Raw genomic sequence first — 17,490 nt, 5'->3', positions numbered from 1 at the left:
TGTATATTTTTGATATAAATAAAAACAATGCCAAAATATATTCTATTAACAGTATTTTTATTTTATCAAATAAAAATAAAATGCCTTTTAGATTAGTAGCTTATGTTCAAATCAGGTAATTATAATTACAAAACTATAATCTGTGAAGCGTGACTATTAACTATTAATAGAAACTTCACACTATAAAACTCACAATATTATCACAAACTTAGCCTAACCTTGAAAAGCCTGATTCAAGAAGCCTTCTTGGGCTGTTTACATAGCAGTAACACACAGGAGAGTTTTTTTAGTCAACCAGCTCGGGTTCCAAAAATCGGATTCATAAAATGATCAGCTAGGGCTGATAAGTACATAGAAAGTTAAAAACAGTACTAGTCATGATAGTGAAGCACCATTACCCACTTGCCCACTGGTCAATGAGCCAAAGCCACCCTCTGATTGATCTAGGCTTGCTAGAACAACTGCGGGTCAGCAATCGAGAGGATTAACAATGGTGGTTTATGTATCAGGGCGCATCCAGCCGATAAGCAGTCATAGCAGCTACTGGGAGTTTAATTGGTTAGTTAAAAGTCAGTTAAAATTCACCCATGTAGACTCTCGTATCCTGGTTTGCGATCGCTGCATTGGTGTTGCTCAACTATGGCAGCCAAAGGCAGGGCAGCTGGGGAAAAAGACTCCTGTGGATGAAACCCTAAGAAACCTAATTGAAGAAGTATCCCGCTACCGGGACCCAAGTCCTGAGCGGCAGAAAGCCTTGAATCGTTTCCTGATCGTTGTTCAAAATCTACCTGGCATTTACAAATCTTCCCACGTAGACTATCTAGAGGCGTTAAATCGAACCTGGGAATGGGTCATCCGCAATCTGTACCAGTTTGAGCCAAGTTCAACCTCCGTTGAAAAAAGCTTAGTAACCTGGATCAACGGATATTTACGCTGGCGCATCCGAGATTTATATATTTCAGATAGTAACTATCCAAAGATTAGCACTAATCAACCGATCGGTAACAGTGAGGAGGATTCAAGGACTCTAGAAGACCGATTGCCAGACCCTAAACCTTGCTTGAGTAAACTGGATGATTACATTGAAGCAATCCAGACAGCTGAACGCCAGCGTCTAAGTCAAGGGATTCTCGCAGAAATTAAAAACGATCCAGATGGGAAACTAATCGGTTGTCATCCCCGCAACTATCCCGAGTGTAATTGTCAGCTATTAGCAATCCGGTTGCTAGTACAAGAACCACCCCAGAGAATTGCTGACATTGCTAGAGAATTTAAGGCTAACCAACAAACTCTCTACTCTCACTGGAAGAAAAAATGCCTGCCGAAACTGCAAGATATTGGTAAAACGTTTGGACATCAACCATGACTATTACAGAATCAACTAACATTAAGGTTTCTCTTAGCCCATATGCTCATAGTTATGCAGCACAGTTTGCTGCTGAACAAACCACTCCTCGCAAGGGAAAACACGTCTATTTAAATACTTTAGCAGTTTATGCTATTAACAACTATCTTAAATGGCTCAATATTCCCAGTAATCTTGCTCAAAGTGATTGTTGGAATCCGGGTTTGAGAGCATTGTTTGATGTAGCTGATTTGGTTTTGCCCAACATTGGTAAATTGGAATGTCGTCCAGTGCTACCAGGTCAGTCAACCTTGAACGTGCCACTAGAAGTGACCGAAGACCGGATTGGCTATGTGGCAGTGCAGTTCAGTGAGCAATTAGACCAGGTAGAGTTATTGGGATTTGCTCCGTATCATGCGATCGCTAAATCCCTAGACCCTTTACCCCTAGAACAGCTTGAATCTCTCGATACACTAATTGACAAGATTGATTGGATTAAGAAATCGGTGAGAATAAGCCAATGGTTTGAAGAAATATTTCAGGCAGATTGGCAACCACCAACATCACTTTTACCTCAGTATAGGTACAGGTCTAGTTTCAAAACGGTTACTGCCTTCAGAGGATCTGAGTTAGGTCTCAAGCGGCGCTCCATGCAAGAACCGAGGATAGAGGCTTTAAGGGGTAATGACAGATCAACCATGCGAGCCAAGCTAATGGACTTAGCTGGTCAAGGAGTAGTCCTGCTGCTGCAAGTGAATTTCCAACCTCCTGATACTGAAGATATCGATATTTTTATGAGGCTATATCCTGCGGGTGATTCAATGTATTTACCACCAGATTTGCAGGTGAATTTACTCGATGAATCGGGAAATTCTTGTATGAAAGCTCAAGCTGGACAAACTAACGACAAGATCCAAATTGATTTCAGTTGCCAACCAGAGGAACGATTTAGTGTCAGATTAAAATTGGGAGATATAAGTATCACGGAAAAATTTATAATTTAGGTAAGCTATAGCGCGATTAGGGCTACGCGCACGCTACTTGAGGTGCTATAGCGCGATTAGGGCTACAGATGGGGCTACAGATGGGGCTTTTAAATATCTCTGTTCTGTCACTCATCGGAGTTGTAAAATCAAGAGTAAAACCCACCCCAAGGTCGAGGTGGGGTGTGGCCTTATTTAATTAATTCGGCAAATGTTGACTAAACTCATCTAGGGAGTTAACGGTTAATGCTGTGGCCATCAACTCTTCTAATTGTTCAAGATTTAAGGCTTGAATTCTGACGGATATCTCGACAGGAATCTCTGAAAATCGCAGTTTAAGGATGCGCTCTAAACTCCCTCGACGTTCTTGTTGGATGCCTTGTTCAATCCCTTGTTCAATCCCTTGTTGAATTCCTTGTTCAATCCCTTGTTGAATTCCTTGAGCAAGACCCTCTTGTAAAATCTCTTGATACCAGGGTGATTCTCGTAATACTGTCATATCCCACCTCATGATTTGTTGAATTAAAGGTATCTCTTCTTGATGCAGTCGCTCATGGGGGAAACCCCCAAGACCGCGCTGCATCGCTAACACAAAACTAGCAAAGAACGCTAAGAGCGGTTCTAGTTGATTCAAGGTTTGATCCGCTCGTAAAGCCTGCACTGCTGACCGCAATTTTGATTCGCTACCACCTCCAAATAAAATTGGGACAAATGGAAATAGGGGAGGTAAAGGTTGTTCTAATACTAATTCAGCCTCTACTTCCCAGAGATTAATTACCCGATAATCTTGACGGGCTTTTAATCCCATGAATTCCTTTCGCTTCGCTCCAATTCAAAATTCAAAATTATTAATTCAAAATGACAATCAGTGGGGGCTTCCGGAATTAATTAATTCAAAATTTGTTCAATGTCTTGATGCAAAGCGCGAGTGGGGGAAACCACGGCAGTCGCTCATGGGGGGAACCCCCAAGACCGCGCTGCCTCCTCAAGACCGCGCTGCATCGCTTCTAGATTTTTAATTTTTAATTTTTAATTTTTAATTTTTAATTCCCCAAAGGGGTCAACAATTGTTACTGTGGTTGGAGGTGGCAAGATGTTAATTAATACTGGATAAGCGGATAGGTTGTATTTCTCCTCAGCTAAAGCCACATAATTGCGCATTCTCTGAGGCATGTTCTGGTCATACCGTAGTTGTAATTCATTGAGAATCATAAATTCTTGATGTTGAGGACTCTTTGCTTTCACAATCACATCGCTTTCGCGACTAATCCATTGAAACTCAGCATCAAGTAACTGAGATGCCCGCACTTCGGGATTACCGGTTACCCATTGCACCCAAGCATTAGGAGCGAGACTGATTAAGCGTTTGCTACCAATGTCTTGATGCAGTCGCTCATGGGGTTTCCCCCATGAGCGACTGCATCAAGACAAGTCCCCCATAATTGGGGGACCAACGGGGGCTTTAATAAAACCAAATGATCGCGCATTCATTCCTTAATTCAGCAACGCCACTATTTCTGGAATCAAACTAAAATTTGATTAGTGAAGAGCTGGGCTTTTCAGACTTCCTGTTTCTTACAGATTCTTCGTCTGTAGACTCGCCGTCCATAGGGTCTCCTAAATCGAAGATAATAATAAATTTTTGATCAGGCATCAGCCGTTTAAGGGCTTGCAAGTGCCCCTCCGCGTCAGAACGGTTCCGAAAACGACGAACAACCACCCGCTGCATTTGAGGCAATAGGCGAATGAGCGCCCATGGATATAGGCGTTGAGAGTAAGACATAAAATATTAGGTATCTCCTTAACTGGGGCTCTAGAGCCAGCCGGAGACCCGGGAAAAATCAGCGGCTGGCTCTTACCGTGGAACGTTTTAGCGTCCACGGTATTTTTATTATAGCACAAAAAAACTTTTATTATAACATTTTTTGAAAACTTTTGTAACAAATTTGGGAGAAGGGAACAGGGAACAGGGAACAGGGAACAGGGAACAGGGAATAGGGAATAGGGAATAGGGAATAGGGAATAGGGAATAGTGGAGTAGTGCAGTGGGGAAAAATCCTGTATTAATAATTCCTTAATATCTATAAAGCACTAATTAACTAATTACTATGTGCGATGGGAGCTTGGAGCCGCTGCACGATTGACCGTAGGCCAAGCTAAGCGATCGCATTCCCGATTCCCGATTCCCGATTCCCGATTCCCGACTCCCGACTCCCGATTCCCGACTCCCGATTCCCGATTCCCGATTCCCGATTCCCGATTTCCTAACTATTCCGGTTTTGACGCAGTTGCTAATAGTGGAAACCACAGCACTTGACTTGCTCTCCACCCTTACCATATCTACCGCTTTTACCACGCTTTCCTCCCTATTCCCTATTCCCTATTCCCTGTTCCCTAAAAAAATAAGTTGTCAATTTTCCTTTTATCCCTTAACCTAGTATTATCGGAATAGTTAAGAGAGAGTCCACTGATGAACAAGTGCGTTGGAACTACTGAAGCAGCATCTCTATTAGGAATTTCTTCTCGACGATTGCGCCAACTCCTAGAGAAGGGTCGGGTGCGGGGTGCCTATAAAAGCGGGAAATTCTGGATTATTCCTCTGTTCAACCATTTGCCACAAATTACTAAAGGTAATCGTGGACCAAAGGGGAAATGGCGCACTAGTCGTCCGCCAGCTTTAGCGAAGATTAATGTCAATCGCAATCACATTGGCTCGAATATCAAGAAAAGCCCCAAAGACCGGAAGCCAGTGATTTCAGTAAAACGAAAGGGCACTAATCTCTACGGTAATGAAGTCGAAATCCTTGGTCCGTGTAAGATTGTTTATCAGCCGGATAATCCCCTTGATTGTGGTGCTCGTTTGTGGATCGAAACCTTCAGTGATATTCACTTTATTTCTTGATGCAAAGCGCGAGTGGGGGAAACCACGGCAGTCGCTCATGGTTTGAAGTTACCGTAAGACAGTTGAGCCTTGTCTTGATGCAGTCGCTCATGGGGGAAACCCCCAAGACCGCGCAAATCACGCTAATCAATAAGTTTTACCCCTTTTCTGCATAGCCGACCAACCATAAAGGCTCAACGTAATCAGGTTTCGTCTCCGGGGGAACCCCCAAGACCGCGCTGCCTCCCCAAGACCGCGCTGCATCGCTGGTGGTAGTTTTCCGGCTACTAGCTAAGTTTGTCAAAGCTTTGCGACTATTCAAAATTATCGATTTCATTATTTAGTAGTTATTGTAGGGTGGGCAAATCGACCGGATTCCAGATGAAATTGTCAGATGTGAAGCATTTGCCCACCCTACAGCACAGAAGTAGTTATTGTAGGGTGGGCAAATCGACCGGATTCCAGATGAAATGATCAGCTCAAATATCAGGATTTGCCCACCAAACCCCGCAGCTTGTAGGGTGGGCAAATTGACAGAATTCGAGATATTGTTGTCAGAGGGTCAGCATTTGCCCACCCTACGCCACAGCCAATGGGAAGGTGGGCAAATCGACCGGATTCCAGATGAAATTGTCAGATGTGAAGCATTTGCCCACCCTACGCCTCCTGTTCGAGCGGGCAAGATGCCCACTCTACTGTGACCCGCGCCCCCGCCCCTATTGCCGCTGTAAGGCATGTATTCGCTTGACTTTTGCTAACATTTATTTATCGACGTTTTTCCTGATAAAGACTAAAATTAATGACTTATCTATTAACAGAGGCTTTTCAGAAAGCACAAAATTTACCAGAAGAGATACAAGACGAACTTGCTCATCAGTTAATCGAAGATATTGAGAATGAACTTAAATGGCAAAAAACATTATCACAATCTCAAGCCTCTTTCCTAGACGAATTAGCCCGTAAAGCATTAAATGAATCTAAGATAGGGGAAACGAAAGTTATGGGTTTTGATGAATTATGAAGTCAGAATGTAAGGATTCAGCGGTCAGTGGTCAGCCGTCAGCCGTCAGCAATAGCTTGTAGGGTGGGCAAATCGACCCCTAGTGGTAATTAAAAATTAAAAATAAAGTAGCTTGTAGGGTGGGCAAATCGACCCGATTCCAGATCAAATTGTCAGATGATCAGCATTTGCCCACCAAACCCCACAGCCAATGGGAAGGTGGGCAAATTGACAGAATTCGAGATATTGTTGTCAGAGGATAAGCATTTGCCCACCCTACGCCTCAGGGAAGGTGGGCAAATGGACTCGATTCCAGATTACATGGTCAGAGGATAAGCATTTGCCCACCCTACGCCACTATTCCCCATTACCTATTACCTATTACCTATTACCTATTACCCATTCCCCATTCCCCACAACTAAAACCACCCTTCTATCTCTTCGTTTGTCAACATTTTCTTCAACTTTTGATATTCCCGTTTTGTCGCGTCATAGATATGTTCCATGTTCACGGCTTCATCGGCGGCGGCGGCAAAAAAAGCGGCATTTAGGGCTATATTGCGAATATTTCCGCCAGCTACATTGAGTTGACCGAGTTTCTGGTAATTTAAGTCTTCGGTTGGGGTCTGGGCAGGAAAAATGCGCTGCCAAATTTGGGTACGGATTTCGGGTCCGGGAAACGGAAACTCGACCACAAAGCGAATGCGGCGGGAAAAGGCACTATCGAGAGCGCTTTGGAAATTGGTGGTCAAAATTGCTAATCCTTGATAGGCTTCCATTCGTTGCAGCAAATAGCTGACTTCGATGTTAGCGTGGCGGTCGTGACTGTCTTTAACTTGGGTACGCTTACCAAACAGGGCATCGGCTTCGTCAAACAGTAGAATTGCACTACCGGTTTCTGCTGCATCAAAGATCCGCCGCAGATTCTTTTCGGTCTCACCAATATATTTACTGACTACTCGACTTAGGTCGATGCGATAAAGATCCAGGCGAAATTCGTTGGCTAATACCTCGGCTGCCATGGTTTTACCAGTACCGCTCGCACCGTAAAATAGGGCGCTGATGCCCAAACCCCGGTCGCCTTTTTGGGCGAAACCCCATTCCTGATAGACTTTATACTGGTGTCTGAGATGAGTGGCAATATCCCCAAGAAGCAGCCGTTGTGGGGTTGGTAATACCAGATCCTCCCAGGTAGCCGTAGCATTGATCGGTTGCGCTAAGTCATCTAATTGATTACGGGCGATTTGGCGGCAGATATCCCATAATTGAGTAGATTGGTGGGTTTCGTCTTTGAGATTTTTGCCCCCATTATCCGAGATCCCCCTTCCGTCCCCCTTAAAAAGGGGGAAACCAGAGGAGGCTTCGCTGTTTGTTATTTGGGGATTTTGATATCGGTTTTCCCCCAATGTTAGGGCGCTCTTGGGGCTAGATCCGGGATTTTGTGGGAATTTTGAATTTTGAATTTTGAATTGTTCACAGGCGGCTTGAATAGTAGCAGTATTGAGGTTAAACTGAACGGCGATGCGCTCAATTTGACCGTTAAGTTCTGCGGCTGCTGACCCGAGATGGCTTTCCCACAGGTCATATTGTTCCTGGTGGCTCAATGGGGGGATGTCTAGGTTTACAACAGTCCGCTGACAGTCAATTTTTCGGTCATTGCTGCTGAGGATTAAAGGAGTATTGATACTATCAAGAAATTTGCTCAGAGCCAACTCCCGCCCAGGCTCAGAAAAATTATAACTATCGCAGTCAATAAACAGGACACTATTGCTAAGTTTGGCTTCCCTTTGCCAACGCTTCGCGAGTTGGTAGACATCCTGGGGCTTGGTGGTCAGAGCGGCAGGGTCGAGAGTATGTAACTTTAACCCCAAATCCTGACAAGTGGCGGAGGCAATTTGGTATTTTGTGATTCGATCCGAGCCAGATAAAAGCACCACGGGATAGCTATTTGTCCCCTCGCTGCCAGACCAAATGCTTATCAATTGCGACCCTATACTTAACTGAGAGGGAGGCAAAAAAACCGGGTTAGTCTGAGGCGGTTGGGGTATGATCTTGCCTGCTAATTCCTGGTCTGTGGTATCGTCTCCTAACAGAAAGCAGAGGATTTGCTGGTCAATATGGAGGGGGGACTTGGTTAGGATTGATCCTGGTTCAATCTGGAGAAGTTGCCAGTAAAATAAAGGGCTTTGGGGAGAAAGGACACCCCAATTGGCTCCGGGAAGGGCGTCCATAGCTAAACTTAGACTAGGATAGTTTTTGTGAGGATGATTTTTTTGGGCTTTGGCAAACAAGGACTGGAACATAGGTTCTATTTCCATGCCCACGCACATTAGCAGGATATCCCTTTCAATTGGGGAGAGATTGAAGAGGATACAAAGTTGAGCCAGGGCTGAAGTATCGTCAACAAATTCAGTAACGATTTGTTGATTTTTTTTACCTTCTATGTATTTTTCTAAATAGTTACGAACTCGATCGATTTCTTGTAACAGAGAACTAAAATTAGTGTGATACCAGTTGGTTTGAGAAAGGGGTGCCATGTCGCGCTCCATTAAGACGGTGGGATCGACTGATATTCTTTTCTTCAAGGGTACATGGGATGTAAGCATTCAGCCGTCAGCGAACAGCTATCAGCGGTCGGGGGGAGGCGTCTATGCGTCGAAGCCGGTGCCATGCCTAATTTTGTGCTCGCATGCCCTATTACGGCCTATTGAGTACTTTTTAATAGGAGCTTGGATTTTCAACCAGGCGTACCAGCACCCCCCAGCTTGTTTACTACCTCCCATTGATTAGCTGACGGCTGACAGCTGATAGCTGAATACTTACTATAGAAAAAAGGAAATAGCTATGCGCACTACTCATACCTATAAACCGAAATATTCTCACACTACCTCGTTGTCATATGAACAAAAAAAGAAAGACTCCAGAGGGAAAGGAATAAGAGAAATGTTGGATGCAGAGGAAAGGGAGTGGAACGCCGAAGAGGCGGTGGGGGAATGGGGAAGTATGAGTGCTAATGTGATGCGCACCTTAGAATCAGGAGTAACCCAACCGGAAAGGGGAAGGAGAGAAATCGGGCTGCAAGGGAAGTTTTCTTTGGGAGAACCGGGAGAGAGAAGCAGGCAAGGGGAGAATCACGGTGGGCATCAGGTAGTGCAGCCGAAAAGGATGATGGTGCAGCGAGCAGCACAACCGTTGACGGGGGATTCGGTGACATATGGCGATAGCATGAGGGCATCGAGGAGCAAAAAAGAAAACAAAACTGGCTTGCCTGATCGCCTCAAGGCTGGAATAGAGAACCTATCGGGCTATTCGATGGATGATGTGAGGGTGCATTACAACTCGGAAAAACCGGCACAATTGCAGGCAAAAGCATATGCACAGGGGACGGAGATTCATCTAGGGTCGGGTCAGGAGAGGCATTTGCCCCATGAGGCGTGGCATGTGGTGCAGCAGAAGCAGGGAAGGGTGAGGCCAACCTGGGGGCGGAATGAGAAGGAACAGGTAAATAGCGAAAAAAAATTGGAGGAGGAGGCGGAAGTCATGGGAGAAATGGCCACAACCCAAGGAGAGGAGTCATCTAATGATTTGGAAAACAGAAATCCCCGGCAAAAACGAAAAAAGGAGGGCATGACTAGCGGGCTTGGATGGGGGCGGGAGAGGGAAATGAAGGAAACCAAGGTGGTGCAAATGGTCCAGGTCAACGATCAGTCGTTAGAGGGGTTAAATATAGGACGAAGTAAGCACGTGCCAGGTAAAAAGGAAGCGATAAAGATTGATAATAAGGACTACTTCTATCACTTGCATGCCAATAAGTTTTCAAACTATGATAAAGATTTAACAGAATTTACGATGACGTTATGGTTGGCGGACAAAGACCCGGAAGAAGTTAAAGCGAGGGGCGGACAGATCCTCTATGATCATGTGAGAGCGGATGATAAGTACCATATGACTTTCTATGAGGGCGATAATTTCCAATGGTCGGGATATAGATTCACAGAGGCGCGAGATGTTCAACGTGACGAGGTAATAAAGTGGATAGAGTTGGGAATGAGAGCGGAAGGTTTGCAAATAATAGAATGGATAAAGGTAGGGTATAGATAAAAAAAAAGGACATCAGAGAAAACGAAAATAAAACCGAAAGAGAAGCCGAGAAAAAAAGTTAATATAAATAGGCTTTTAGCTTTTCATAATGATTCCAATTGTCTGCTATATTAAACGTAATCCAAAGTGCGAACGCTGATCTTGTAGGGTGGGCAAATGGACATAATACCAGATGAAATTGCCAAACTCTCAGTGCGAACGCAGATCATGTAGGGTGGGCAAAGGTCGATGATTCCTGATGAAATTGCAGACCTCTCAGAATTTGCCCACCCTACCCTACGGAATGCGTACGCCTCTGTGCTTGGTTGGGTTAAAGCCAAGTAAAGCACCAACCCAAAACCAAACAGACTCACCCCATCCACCCCACTTCTAACCCACCGCCACCAATGGTTAAGGTAAGTCTCAATGCGAAGCTCATCCGCACCCTGCTCATAAAGCCGAAACACCTTATCCACCATGCGTTCCACCGTCTTTTTCGCCACCCCCAACCCCTGTGGCGAAAACCAATACCCCAAGAAATCAAACCCCTTGGCAATCCGTCCGATAAAGGTCTTATCCGGGTGTTTCTCCACCCTCAACTCCGCCATCACCTGATTCACCACCTTAATCCCCTTGCGCAGTTTCCACCGCGTGGGAGCTAGGATCACCCAATCATCCTAATAGCGCACATAGAAACAACCCAACTCCGCCATCCGGTCATCCAAGGGCTTCAGGTACAACGCCCCCATCAACGGCGAGAGAGGACAACCCAAGGAGATGCCCTGGGTGTAAGATCGACATATAATTTCCGCCATCAGAGACAATTCGCCGCAAATACTGCCGAATTAAGTCCAACACCGCCAAGTCAGCTACGAACTGCTGCACGATGCCCCAAAGTACCCCGTGGTCAATACTGGCATAATAGCCCTTTACATCAGTGCGAAAAACAAAGGCATTGTCTTCCTTATGTTGATCAACTTCCCGCACCGCCGCTTTCAGGCCGCCCGTCCCAGCCAAATGAAAACACCTGGTGGAAAGATTTGGTCTGAGGTGTTCGGTTAACACAATTGCGATCGCCTTTAACACCATTGCATCCTGAGACGACCACCATTCAATGACATGCTCCTTCCCTTTAATTTGTCGTAATTCCCGAAACCGATAGGTCCCCGCCCGAATTTGCAGCTGTAGACGGGGCTTTTTCTCATGCCACCACCGCCGGAGCTGCCAAATATCCCCATTGTAATGATAGTGGGCGCGTTTCTCACAGACCCACTCAAATGCCTGATCTATTACCTGATCTGCTCAAGGGGTGACAACAAAGCTCAAACCTAGGCAGGTGTTAGGTGTTAGGTGTTAGGTGTTAGGTGTTAGGTGTTGGGAAAATTACAGTAGTAGGGTGGGCAAATGGACATGATTGGTGATCAAATGGTATTACTTCGATAATTTGCCCACCAAACGCCTGGGAACAGGGAACAGGGAACAGGGAACAGGGAACAGTGGAAGAGTGCGTACGCGGATCTTGAAAGGTGGGCAAATGGTCAAGGGGTTCGAGATGAAATTGCCTTCCGTTTAGTATTTGCCCACCCTACCCGAACCGAGATGCGATCGCACTCTTGTAGTTTGGTGGGCAAATGGTCAAGCGGTTCGTGATCAAATTGCCTGACCTATAGTATTTGCCCACCCTACCGAACCGAATGGTCAAGTTTGGTGGGCAAATGGTCAAGGGGTTCGAGTACAAATTGCCTGACCTATAGTATTTGCCCACCCTACCCGCTCTGTAACAGTTTGGTGGGCAAATGGTCAAGGGGTTCGAGTACAAATTGCCTGACCTATAGTATTTGCCCACCCTACCCGCTCTGTAACAGTTTGGTGGGCAAATGGTCAAGGGGTTCGAGTACAAATTGCCTGACCTATAGTATTTGCCCACCCTACCCGCTCTGTAACAGTTTGGTGGGCAAATGGTCAAGGGGTTCGAGTACAAATTGCCTTCCGTTTAGTATTTGCCCACCCTACCCGCTCCGAATGCGATCGCACTCTTGTAGTTTGGTGGGCAAATGGTCAAGGGGTTCGAGTACAAATTGCCTGACCTATAGTATTTGCCCACCCTACCGAACCGAATGGTCAAGTTTGGTGGGCAAATGGTCAAGGGGTTCGAGTACAAATTGCCTGACCTATAGTATTTGCCCACCCTACCGAACCGAATGGTCAAGTTTGGTGGGCAAATGGTCAAGGGGTTCGAGTACAAATTGCCTTCCGTTTAGTATTTGCCCACCCTACCGGCTCCGAATGGTCAAGTTTGGTGGGCAAATGGTCAAGGGGTTCGAGTACAAATTGCCTTCCGTTTAGTATTTGCCCACCCTACCGAACCGAATGGTCAAGTTTGGTGGGCAAATGGTCAAGGGGTTCGAGTACAAATTGCCTTCCGTTTAGTATTTGCCCACCCTACCCGAACCGAGATGCGATCGCACGCTTAGCAATATTTAAGGCTTGCCACGCCACACCATGAATCTTGACTAGACTTTCGGTAATACATATAATATATGTATGACCTTTGAATATGATCCAAGAATTGCAAAAACCAATTGGCATGCATCATGGTGTTTCCTTTGCGGAAGCTGAAATGGTGTTTTTCGATCCCCTTGCCATTCATGACCCCTTTGGGTAATTCAAAATTCAAAATTCAAACTTCAAAATAAAGAAAATCAGTTCGCGCAGCGTGGCCTACGGCCTTAATTTTGAATTAATTAATTCTGGGTACAATCCCCCACTGCAATATTATTCAGTGGTCTTCAATCAGTGGCGGGTACAAGCCCCCACTGATTGTCATTTTGAATTAATAATTTTTAATTTTGAATTGGAGCGAAGCGACTTGTAATTTCTGCTCGTCGCGCCACAAAACAGGAGACAAAAGCTTATGAGAAAGGAATATGATTTTTCTAAAGGAAAACGAGGAGCCGTAATTCCTTCTAAAGGAAAAACACGCATTACTATTTATCTCGATGATGAAATTATTGCCCTATTTCGAGAACAGGCCGAAACGGCTGGAATTGGTTATCAGACTTTAATAAATGAGGCTTTAAAAAAACATCTCCTACTGCCAAATGAGCAACCTCTGACCCAAGGGGATCTACGTCGTATTCTTCGTGAAGAATTATCAGATAAAGTAGGGTGGGCAAATGGACATGATTGATGATCTATTGGTTAATGGTTGATGATTTGCCCACCCTACGCCTGGGAACAGGGAACAGGGAACAGGGAACAGGGAACAGGGAACAGGGAACAGGGAACAGGGAACAGTGGAAGAGTGCGTACGCAGATAAAGTAGGGTGGGCAAATGGTCAAGGGTTCCTGATGAAATTGCCTTCCGTTTAGTATTTGCCCACCCTACCCGCTCCGAATGCGATCGCTAGACGCAAAAGCAAGGCAGAAGGCAGAAGGCAGAAGTAAAGGAGTAAGGTATCAAGGGATAAAGTTTTTTATAACTAATTATCCGGACATGATATTATAAGCTGATGGGCATTTAAATTGGTTTTTTCCCGTTCCTGTCTTGATGCAATAGCGAGTGGGGGAAACCCCCAAGACCGCGCTGCATCGCTGTTCCCAGATCCGCTGTTCCCTTTGAGCAATTTAGGTGTCCCAATCTAAATTCTGAATAGCTTACAAACACAAAATGGAGAGAAAATGTCCCTAATTCAAGAAGATATCGAACAAACGTTTAGGCAACTCGTTCACCAGTGGCGGGAAGAAACCCGAGGAATTTCATCAACCACTCAAGCAGCTATGCATCCTGCTTATCAACAAATAATTGGCATGGGAAAAGAGGCCATTCCGTTATTATTAAGGGAACTTGAACAAAAATCAGGACGGTGGTTTTGGGCTTTAAAATCCATTACTAGAGAAGATCCTGTTCAAGAAGAACATCAGGGGAATACTCAAAAAATGATCGAAGCATGGCTAAATTGGGGACTCCGTAACGGTTATAAATGGTAGGGAATGAGGCGTGGTTATCGCAGGTCAGACAATGGATTGAAAGGGATTATCCGAATTTAGTCTCTACAAATTATCACGTTACCAGTGCTGATACAATTGACTATAATTGTGTGGCTTGGGCGGCTGAAGATACTCAAAGATGGTGGTGGCCAGATCCAATGAAAGAGAGTTATTGGCCCGTTAATGTTCCAAGAGTTGAGACACTATTGGCTTTTATTAAAGCTTTTGAAACTCTTGGTTATGTAATCTGTGAAACCCCTGATTTAGAAGAAAATTATCAAAAAATAGCCATTTACATGTTAAATGATCAACCCACTCATGTGGCTAGACAACTATTAAACGGAAAATGGACGAGTAAATTAGGACAGGATGAGGATATTGAACATGATACATTAGAAGGGTTAACTGGAGAAAGATACGGTCAAGTCGCCCAAGTTATGAAGCGAAAAGTAGGTAGTAGGGTGGGCAAATCGACATGATTGATGTACAAATGGTATTACTTTAATGATTTGCCCACCCTACCCCTTGCTTGTAGTAGGGTGGGCAAATCGATATGATAACTAATCCAATGGTCTTTCAAACATTATTTGCCCACCCTACGCCTTCTACGTTATCCTCCGCCAACACTTTTTATACCACAGGTCCTGTGATCCAAGGGAGCAAGAGTAATGGCAAAAGACTTATTTCATGATGTTGTCAAAAATGCCTTAATTAAAGATGGTTGGCAAATTACCGATGATCCGTTTTTTTTGAAAGTCGGCGGAGTAGAATTTTTTATTGATCTGGGTGCCGAAAAGCTAATTGCGGCAGAAAGAAATGGTCAGCGGATAAAGTAGGGTGGGCAAATGGGCATGATAACTGATCAATTGGTTAATGGTTGATGATTTGCCCACCCTACCCTACCGAATGCGATCGCACTTCCACCTTGCCATTGGTCAATTCATTAACTATCGAGTAGCCTTAAAGGTAAAAGAGCCAGAACGACAATTATTTCTGGCGATTCCCGATACCACCTACCAAAGGTTTTTTCAGAAAGAATTCCCTCAAATTGTTATTCAAGAGTACCAACTTAAACTATTATAGCGTTTCTCATACCTTTGAGGTACACATTATTTTTTTTCTATTCCCTATTCCCTATTCCCTGCTCCCTGCTCCCTGCTCCCTAAAACCCAGAGATTTGTACCTCATGGGTATAATACTTGCTATAACCCTCTTCTGTCACTCTCCGGAATCAATGAGTAACAAATAAGCCATATTATCCAGAATACAAAAATGTTTGACATTGATTAATTTCCCTAATCAGCTGATTTAATCCCAGCAATAACTTGGTATTAGGTAAAATATCTAACCATGGGAAAATCACCCATAACATCATAATTGGTTGAATTAGTAAACGCAAATTGTTTAAGACATTCTTCCATCCATCTTCATGATTCCATTGTTGATGATTACTAACCTCCAAATCATCAGTGTCTGTGGCATCATTTTCTACTTCTTGAGATTTATTTAAAGATAAAAAAGCTGGAGATTTTAGACTAATCATTGTATATACACAAAAAATTATTTCCCACCACTTCTGTATCTCTTTAAATTTAGTAAAGCGATAATCTGTCCATCCCAACTCCTGTTTGCACTGGCGAAAACCATATTCTACCCATGTTCTTAACCCATACAAATTCCCTAAAGTTTTCTTGAGATTACCGGTTAGGTTTGTCATCACAAAGGAAGTGGAATTTTCTGGCATTGTTTCTGGGTCTGTGGTTATTTCCCAGTAAGTTACTGCTCTCCTTTTTCCATAGACTATTTCCCTAATGTATCTAATTTCTGATTTTTGATTACTAAATATTCTGGTAAATTTACACCACCTATTCGCTCTAACCGTCTGTTCGGATGGCATCCAAACCCCATGATTACTCCTAATTGCTACTACATAAGACAGTCTACATTCCTCTAATTTCCTAATAAATTTACTACTCTCACCATACAAACTATCTGCTAATACTAGTTCAATATTTAATCCTTCATCTACTAGCTCTTCGATTATTTCTGAGGCTAAATCTATTTTGGTTTTGTACTTATCTTCTTGTTTTAGTGTTCCTCTTGGTTTAAAGATTTTAACGACTAAGGGAAACGTTATATTTTTATACAATCCGTAGGCATTCACTGATACTATGCCATTATCTATTTTCCCGACACTTCCTAAATATTGTCTGGCTACATAGTCGGTCTTATTTCCCTTTTTTCTATCTCCGGTTTCGTCAATTATTAATTTGATCGCTTCTCCCTTTAATTGACTTTTTATTTCCTTGATTCTTCGCTTTTTCAGTTCTTCTACTGACCAAGGAGAATTGGCGATAAAGTGATGTAGTGATTGGGCCGATTTTATCCCTACTACTTTGCGGTGCGACCCGTGGCGAATTTAATTCGCCTACGGAAAGCGCACCGGAGCTATTTCTGGTAATGATTTTCTTTTTATTGGTGAGATTATTCCTAAGTGTAAATACTTGAAACACTCATAATTTCTTACTTCTTTAAATAAATCTTTGTAGGTCTGACAATAAGAGTCTATTACCGATACTGTCAGCTGGGGGTCTCTTGGTAAATGTTTGAGAACTTGTAGCTCTACATCCATTGCTGTGTCTACCTTGTACAGTTTGATTTTTTTCTTTCTCTATTCATTCTACTCGGAAAGTGACAGAAGAGGGATAAGTTATGACATTGATAATGAGGTAATTGTATCATGGAAAAACTATAAAAGCTTCAAACTTATCGCAGCATAATCAAGCAACTACTGAGTCAATATGCCAGTTACAAACCCTCTCATGGTGACATTGAAATTCATAGCATTTTTGATACGGAAAACAACCATTATCAAGTAATGGCCATCGGCTGGGACAAGAAAGAAAGAGTTTATGGCTGTTCAGTTCATTTAGAGATTAAAAATGGCAAGATCTGGATTCAGAATAACAATACTGAATGGGATATTGGTCAAGATCTGGTTAATATGAACGTTCCCAAAAATGATATTGTTATTGGGTTTCAGCCACCTTCTATGCGCCAATACTCAGGCTATGGCACAAAGTAAGCATATGCGCTACTTGAGGTGCTGCGCGAACAGCGGTCAGCGGTCAGCCGTCAGTGCGATCGCTCTTGTCGGGTGGGCAAATGGACATGATATCATGTCCGGTTGAATAGTTATACTAAGCGCCGA

At 43.8% G+C, this 17,490-nt stretch carries 23 protein-coding genes and 2 pseudogenes; 18 read left to right on the top strand and 7 right to left on the bottom strand.

Annotated features, from left to right (window positions below; genetic code table 11):
• Positions 1 to 490: 490 nt before the first annotated feature.
• On the top strand, positions 491 to 1,366 hold the full coding sequence (locus BJP34_RS14725) for a hypothetical protein (protein WP_083305178.1): 876 nt from the start codon (positions 491 to 493) through the stop codon (positions 1,364 to 1,366).
• Positions 1,363 to 2,349 carry a DUF1822 family protein gene (locus BJP34_RS14720; protein WP_070392990.1) on the top strand — a complete coding sequence of 329 codons (987 nt, stop codon included), beginning with the start codon at positions 1,363 to 1,365 and terminating at the stop codon, positions 2,347 to 2,349. The genes BJP34_RS14725 and BJP34_RS14720 overlap by 4 nt, the downstream gene beginning before the upstream one ends.
• 178 nt (positions 2,350 to 2,527) lie before the next feature.
• Here the strand turns inward: BJP34_RS14720 and BJP34_RS14715 are convergent, their stop codons facing one another.
• Both BJP34_RS14715 and BJP34_RS14705 read right to left on the bottom strand, forming a co-directional pair.
• Entirely contained in the window at positions 2,528 to 3,136 is a 609-nt protein-coding gene (locus tag BJP34_RS14715; protein ID WP_229424370.1) for a DUF4351 domain-containing protein, read from the bottom strand.
• A gap of 221 nt (positions 3,137 to 3,357) precedes the next feature.
• Positions 3,358 to 3,663 carry a hypothetical protein gene (locus BJP34_RS14705; RefSeq protein ID WP_229424369.1) on the bottom strand — a complete coding sequence of 102 codons (306 nt, stop codon included), beginning with the start codon at positions 3,661 to 3,663 and terminating at the stop codon, positions 3,358 to 3,360.
• Between the two features lie 775 nt (positions 3,664 to 4,438).
• Between BJP34_RS14705 and BJP34_RS43335 the strand changes: the two genes are divergently transcribed.
• The 6 genes from BJP34_RS43335 (at position 4,439) to BJP34_RS43320 (ending at position 6,545) form a co-directional block, all read left to right on the top strand.
• Positions 4,439 to 4,645 (top strand): hypothetical protein, encoded by a 207-nt coding sequence (locus BJP34_RS43335; RefSeq protein ID WP_158517220.1) that lies wholly within the window; start codon positions 4,439 to 4,441, stop codon positions 4,643 to 4,645.
• 153 nt (positions 4,646 to 4,798) lie between these two features.
• Positions 4,799 to 5,230, top strand: coding sequence for a helix-turn-helix domain-containing protein (locus BJP34_RS14695; RefSeq protein WP_070392988.1), 432 nt, complete (start codon positions 4,799 to 4,801; stop codon positions 5,228 to 5,230).
• Positions 5,230 to 5,385, top strand: coding sequence for a hypothetical protein (locus BJP34_RS43330; RefSeq protein WP_158517219.1), 156 nt, complete (start codon positions 5,230 to 5,232; stop codon positions 5,383 to 5,385). The genes BJP34_RS14695 and BJP34_RS43330 overlap by 1 nt, the downstream gene beginning before the upstream one ends.
• A gap of 375 nt (positions 5,386 to 5,760) precedes the next feature.
• Positions 5,761 to 5,910 (top strand): hypothetical protein, encoded by a 150-nt coding sequence (locus BJP34_RS43325; protein ID WP_158517218.1) that lies wholly within the window; start codon positions 5,761 to 5,763, stop codon positions 5,908 to 5,910.
• A gap of 98 nt (positions 5,911 to 6,008) precedes the next feature.
• The gene (locus tag BJP34_RS14680) at positions 6,009 to 6,230 is read left to right on the top strand and encodes a hypothetical protein (RefSeq protein WP_070392985.1); all 222 of its coding nucleotides are present in this window, start codon (positions 6,009 to 6,011) and stop codon (positions 6,228 to 6,230) included.
• A 156-nt stretch (positions 6,231 to 6,386) separates the two neighbouring features.
• Entirely contained in the window at positions 6,387 to 6,545 is a 159-nt protein-coding gene (locus BJP34_RS43320) for a hypothetical protein (RefSeq protein ID WP_158517217.1), read from the top strand.
• A gap of 83 nt (positions 6,546 to 6,628) precedes the next feature.
• Here the strand turns inward: BJP34_RS43320 and BJP34_RS14675 are convergent, their stop codons facing one another.
• Positions 6,629 to 8,758, bottom strand: coding sequence for an ATP-binding protein (locus BJP34_RS14675; protein ID WP_229424368.1), 2,130 nt, complete (start codon positions 8,756 to 8,758; stop codon positions 6,629 to 6,631).
• A 295-nt stretch (positions 8,759 to 9,053) separates the two neighbouring features.
• Here BJP34_RS14675 and BJP34_RS14670 point away from each other — a divergent pair, with 295 nt between their 5' ends.
• Positions 9,054 to 10,310, top strand: coding sequence for a DUF4157 domain-containing protein (locus BJP34_RS14670; RefSeq protein WP_070392984.1), 1,257 nt, complete (start codon positions 9,054 to 9,056; stop codon positions 10,308 to 10,310).
• 110 nt (positions 10,311 to 10,420) lie between these two features.
• On the opposite strand, the gene BJP34_RS14665 is transcribed toward BJP34_RS14670, so the two are convergent.
• From BJP34_RS14665 to BJP34_RS47480, 3 genes are all read right to left on the bottom strand, one after another.
• Complete coding sequence (locus BJP34_RS14665) at positions 10,421 to 10,957, bottom strand: hypothetical protein (protein ID WP_070392983.1); 537 nt, start codon at positions 10,955 to 10,957, stop codon at positions 10,421 to 10,423.
• A 49-nt stretch (positions 10,958 to 11,006) separates the two neighbouring features.
• Positions 11,007 to 11,276 (bottom strand): hypothetical protein, encoded by a 270-nt coding sequence (locus tag BJP34_RS14660; protein ID WP_149030988.1) that lies wholly within the window; start codon positions 11,274 to 11,276, stop codon positions 11,007 to 11,009.
• Between the two features lie 373 nt (positions 11,277 to 11,649).
• Complete coding sequence (locus tag BJP34_RS47480; protein WP_229424367.1) at positions 11,650 to 11,823, bottom strand: hypothetical protein; 174 nt, start codon at positions 11,821 to 11,823, stop codon at positions 11,650 to 11,652.
• 730 nt (positions 11,824 to 12,553) lie between these two features.
• Here BJP34_RS47480 and BJP34_RS14655 point away from each other — a divergent pair.
• From BJP34_RS14655 to BJP34_RS39840, 8 genes are all read left to right on the top strand, one after another.
• A complete protein-coding gene (locus BJP34_RS14655; protein ID WP_070392981.1) occupies positions 12,554 to 12,763 on the top strand; it encodes a hypothetical protein in 210 nt (69 codons plus the stop codon).
• A 77-nt stretch (positions 12,764 to 12,840) separates the two neighbouring features.
• Positions 12,841 to 12,954, top strand: a complete 114-nt coding sequence (locus BJP34_RS45605; RefSeq protein ID WP_168166471.1) for a BrnT family toxin — start codon at positions 12,841 to 12,843, stop codon at positions 12,952 to 12,954.
• Positions 12,955 to 13,203: 249 nt separating this feature from the next.
• On the top strand, positions 13,204 to 13,479 hold the full coding sequence (locus tag BJP34_RS14650) for a BrnA antitoxin family protein (RefSeq protein ID WP_070392980.1): 276 nt from the start codon (positions 13,204 to 13,206) through the stop codon (positions 13,477 to 13,479).
• A 491-nt stretch (positions 13,480 to 13,970) separates the two neighbouring features.
• Positions 13,971 to 14,279, top strand: a complete 309-nt coding sequence (locus BJP34_RS14640; protein ID WP_070392978.1) for a hypothetical protein — start codon at positions 13,971 to 13,973, stop codon at positions 14,277 to 14,279.
• Positions 14,273 to 14,758 carry a DUF7689 domain-containing protein gene (locus tag BJP34_RS14635; RefSeq protein ID WP_070392977.1) on the top strand — a complete coding sequence of 162 codons (486 nt, stop codon included), beginning with the start codon at positions 14,273 to 14,275 and terminating at the stop codon, positions 14,756 to 14,758. The genes BJP34_RS14640 and BJP34_RS14635 overlap by 7 nt, the downstream gene beginning before the upstream one ends.
• 189 nt (positions 14,759 to 14,947) lie before the next feature.
• A complete protein-coding gene (locus BJP34_RS50040) occupies positions 14,948 to 15,115 on the top strand; it encodes an element excision factor XisH family protein (RefSeq protein ID WP_083305177.1) in 168 nt (55 codons plus the stop codon).
• 37 nt (positions 15,116 to 15,152) lie between these two features.
• Positions 15,153 to 15,362: an element excision factor XisH family protein gene (locus BJP34_RS50035; RefSeq protein ID WP_083305176.1), complete on the top strand. Its 210-nt coding sequence runs from the start codon at positions 15,153 to 15,155 to the stop codon at positions 15,360 to 15,362.
• On the top strand, positions 15,328 to 15,528 hold the full coding sequence (locus tag BJP34_RS39840) for a hypothetical protein (protein ID WP_149030987.1): 201 nt from the start codon (positions 15,328 to 15,330) through the stop codon (positions 15,526 to 15,528). The genes BJP34_RS50035 and BJP34_RS39840 overlap by 35 nt, the downstream gene beginning before the upstream one ends.
• Positions 15,529 to 15,534: 6 nt before the next feature.
• On the opposite strand, the pseudogene BJP34_RS14625 reads toward BJP34_RS39840, so the two are convergent.
• Positions 15,535 to 16,911, bottom strand: a pseudogene (locus BJP34_RS14625) (IS701 family transposase).
• A gap of 135 nt (positions 16,912 to 17,046) precedes the next feature.
• Here BJP34_RS14625 and BJP34_RS14620 point away from each other — a divergent pair.
• A pseudogene (locus tag BJP34_RS14620) lies at positions 17,047 to 17,364 on the top strand (XisI protein); the annotation flags it as partial.
• Positions 17,365 to 17,490: the final 126 nt, after the last annotated feature.

It is taken from the genome of Moorena producens PAL-8-15-08-1 (genome assembly GCF_001767235.1).
GTDB classification, from domain to species: domain Bacteria; phylum Cyanobacteriota; class Cyanobacteriia; order Cyanobacteriales; family Coleofasciculaceae; genus Moorena; species Moorena producens_A.
Note: the sequence above shows the minus strand (reverse complement) of the source record. Positions and strands in the feature narration are given on the sequence as shown.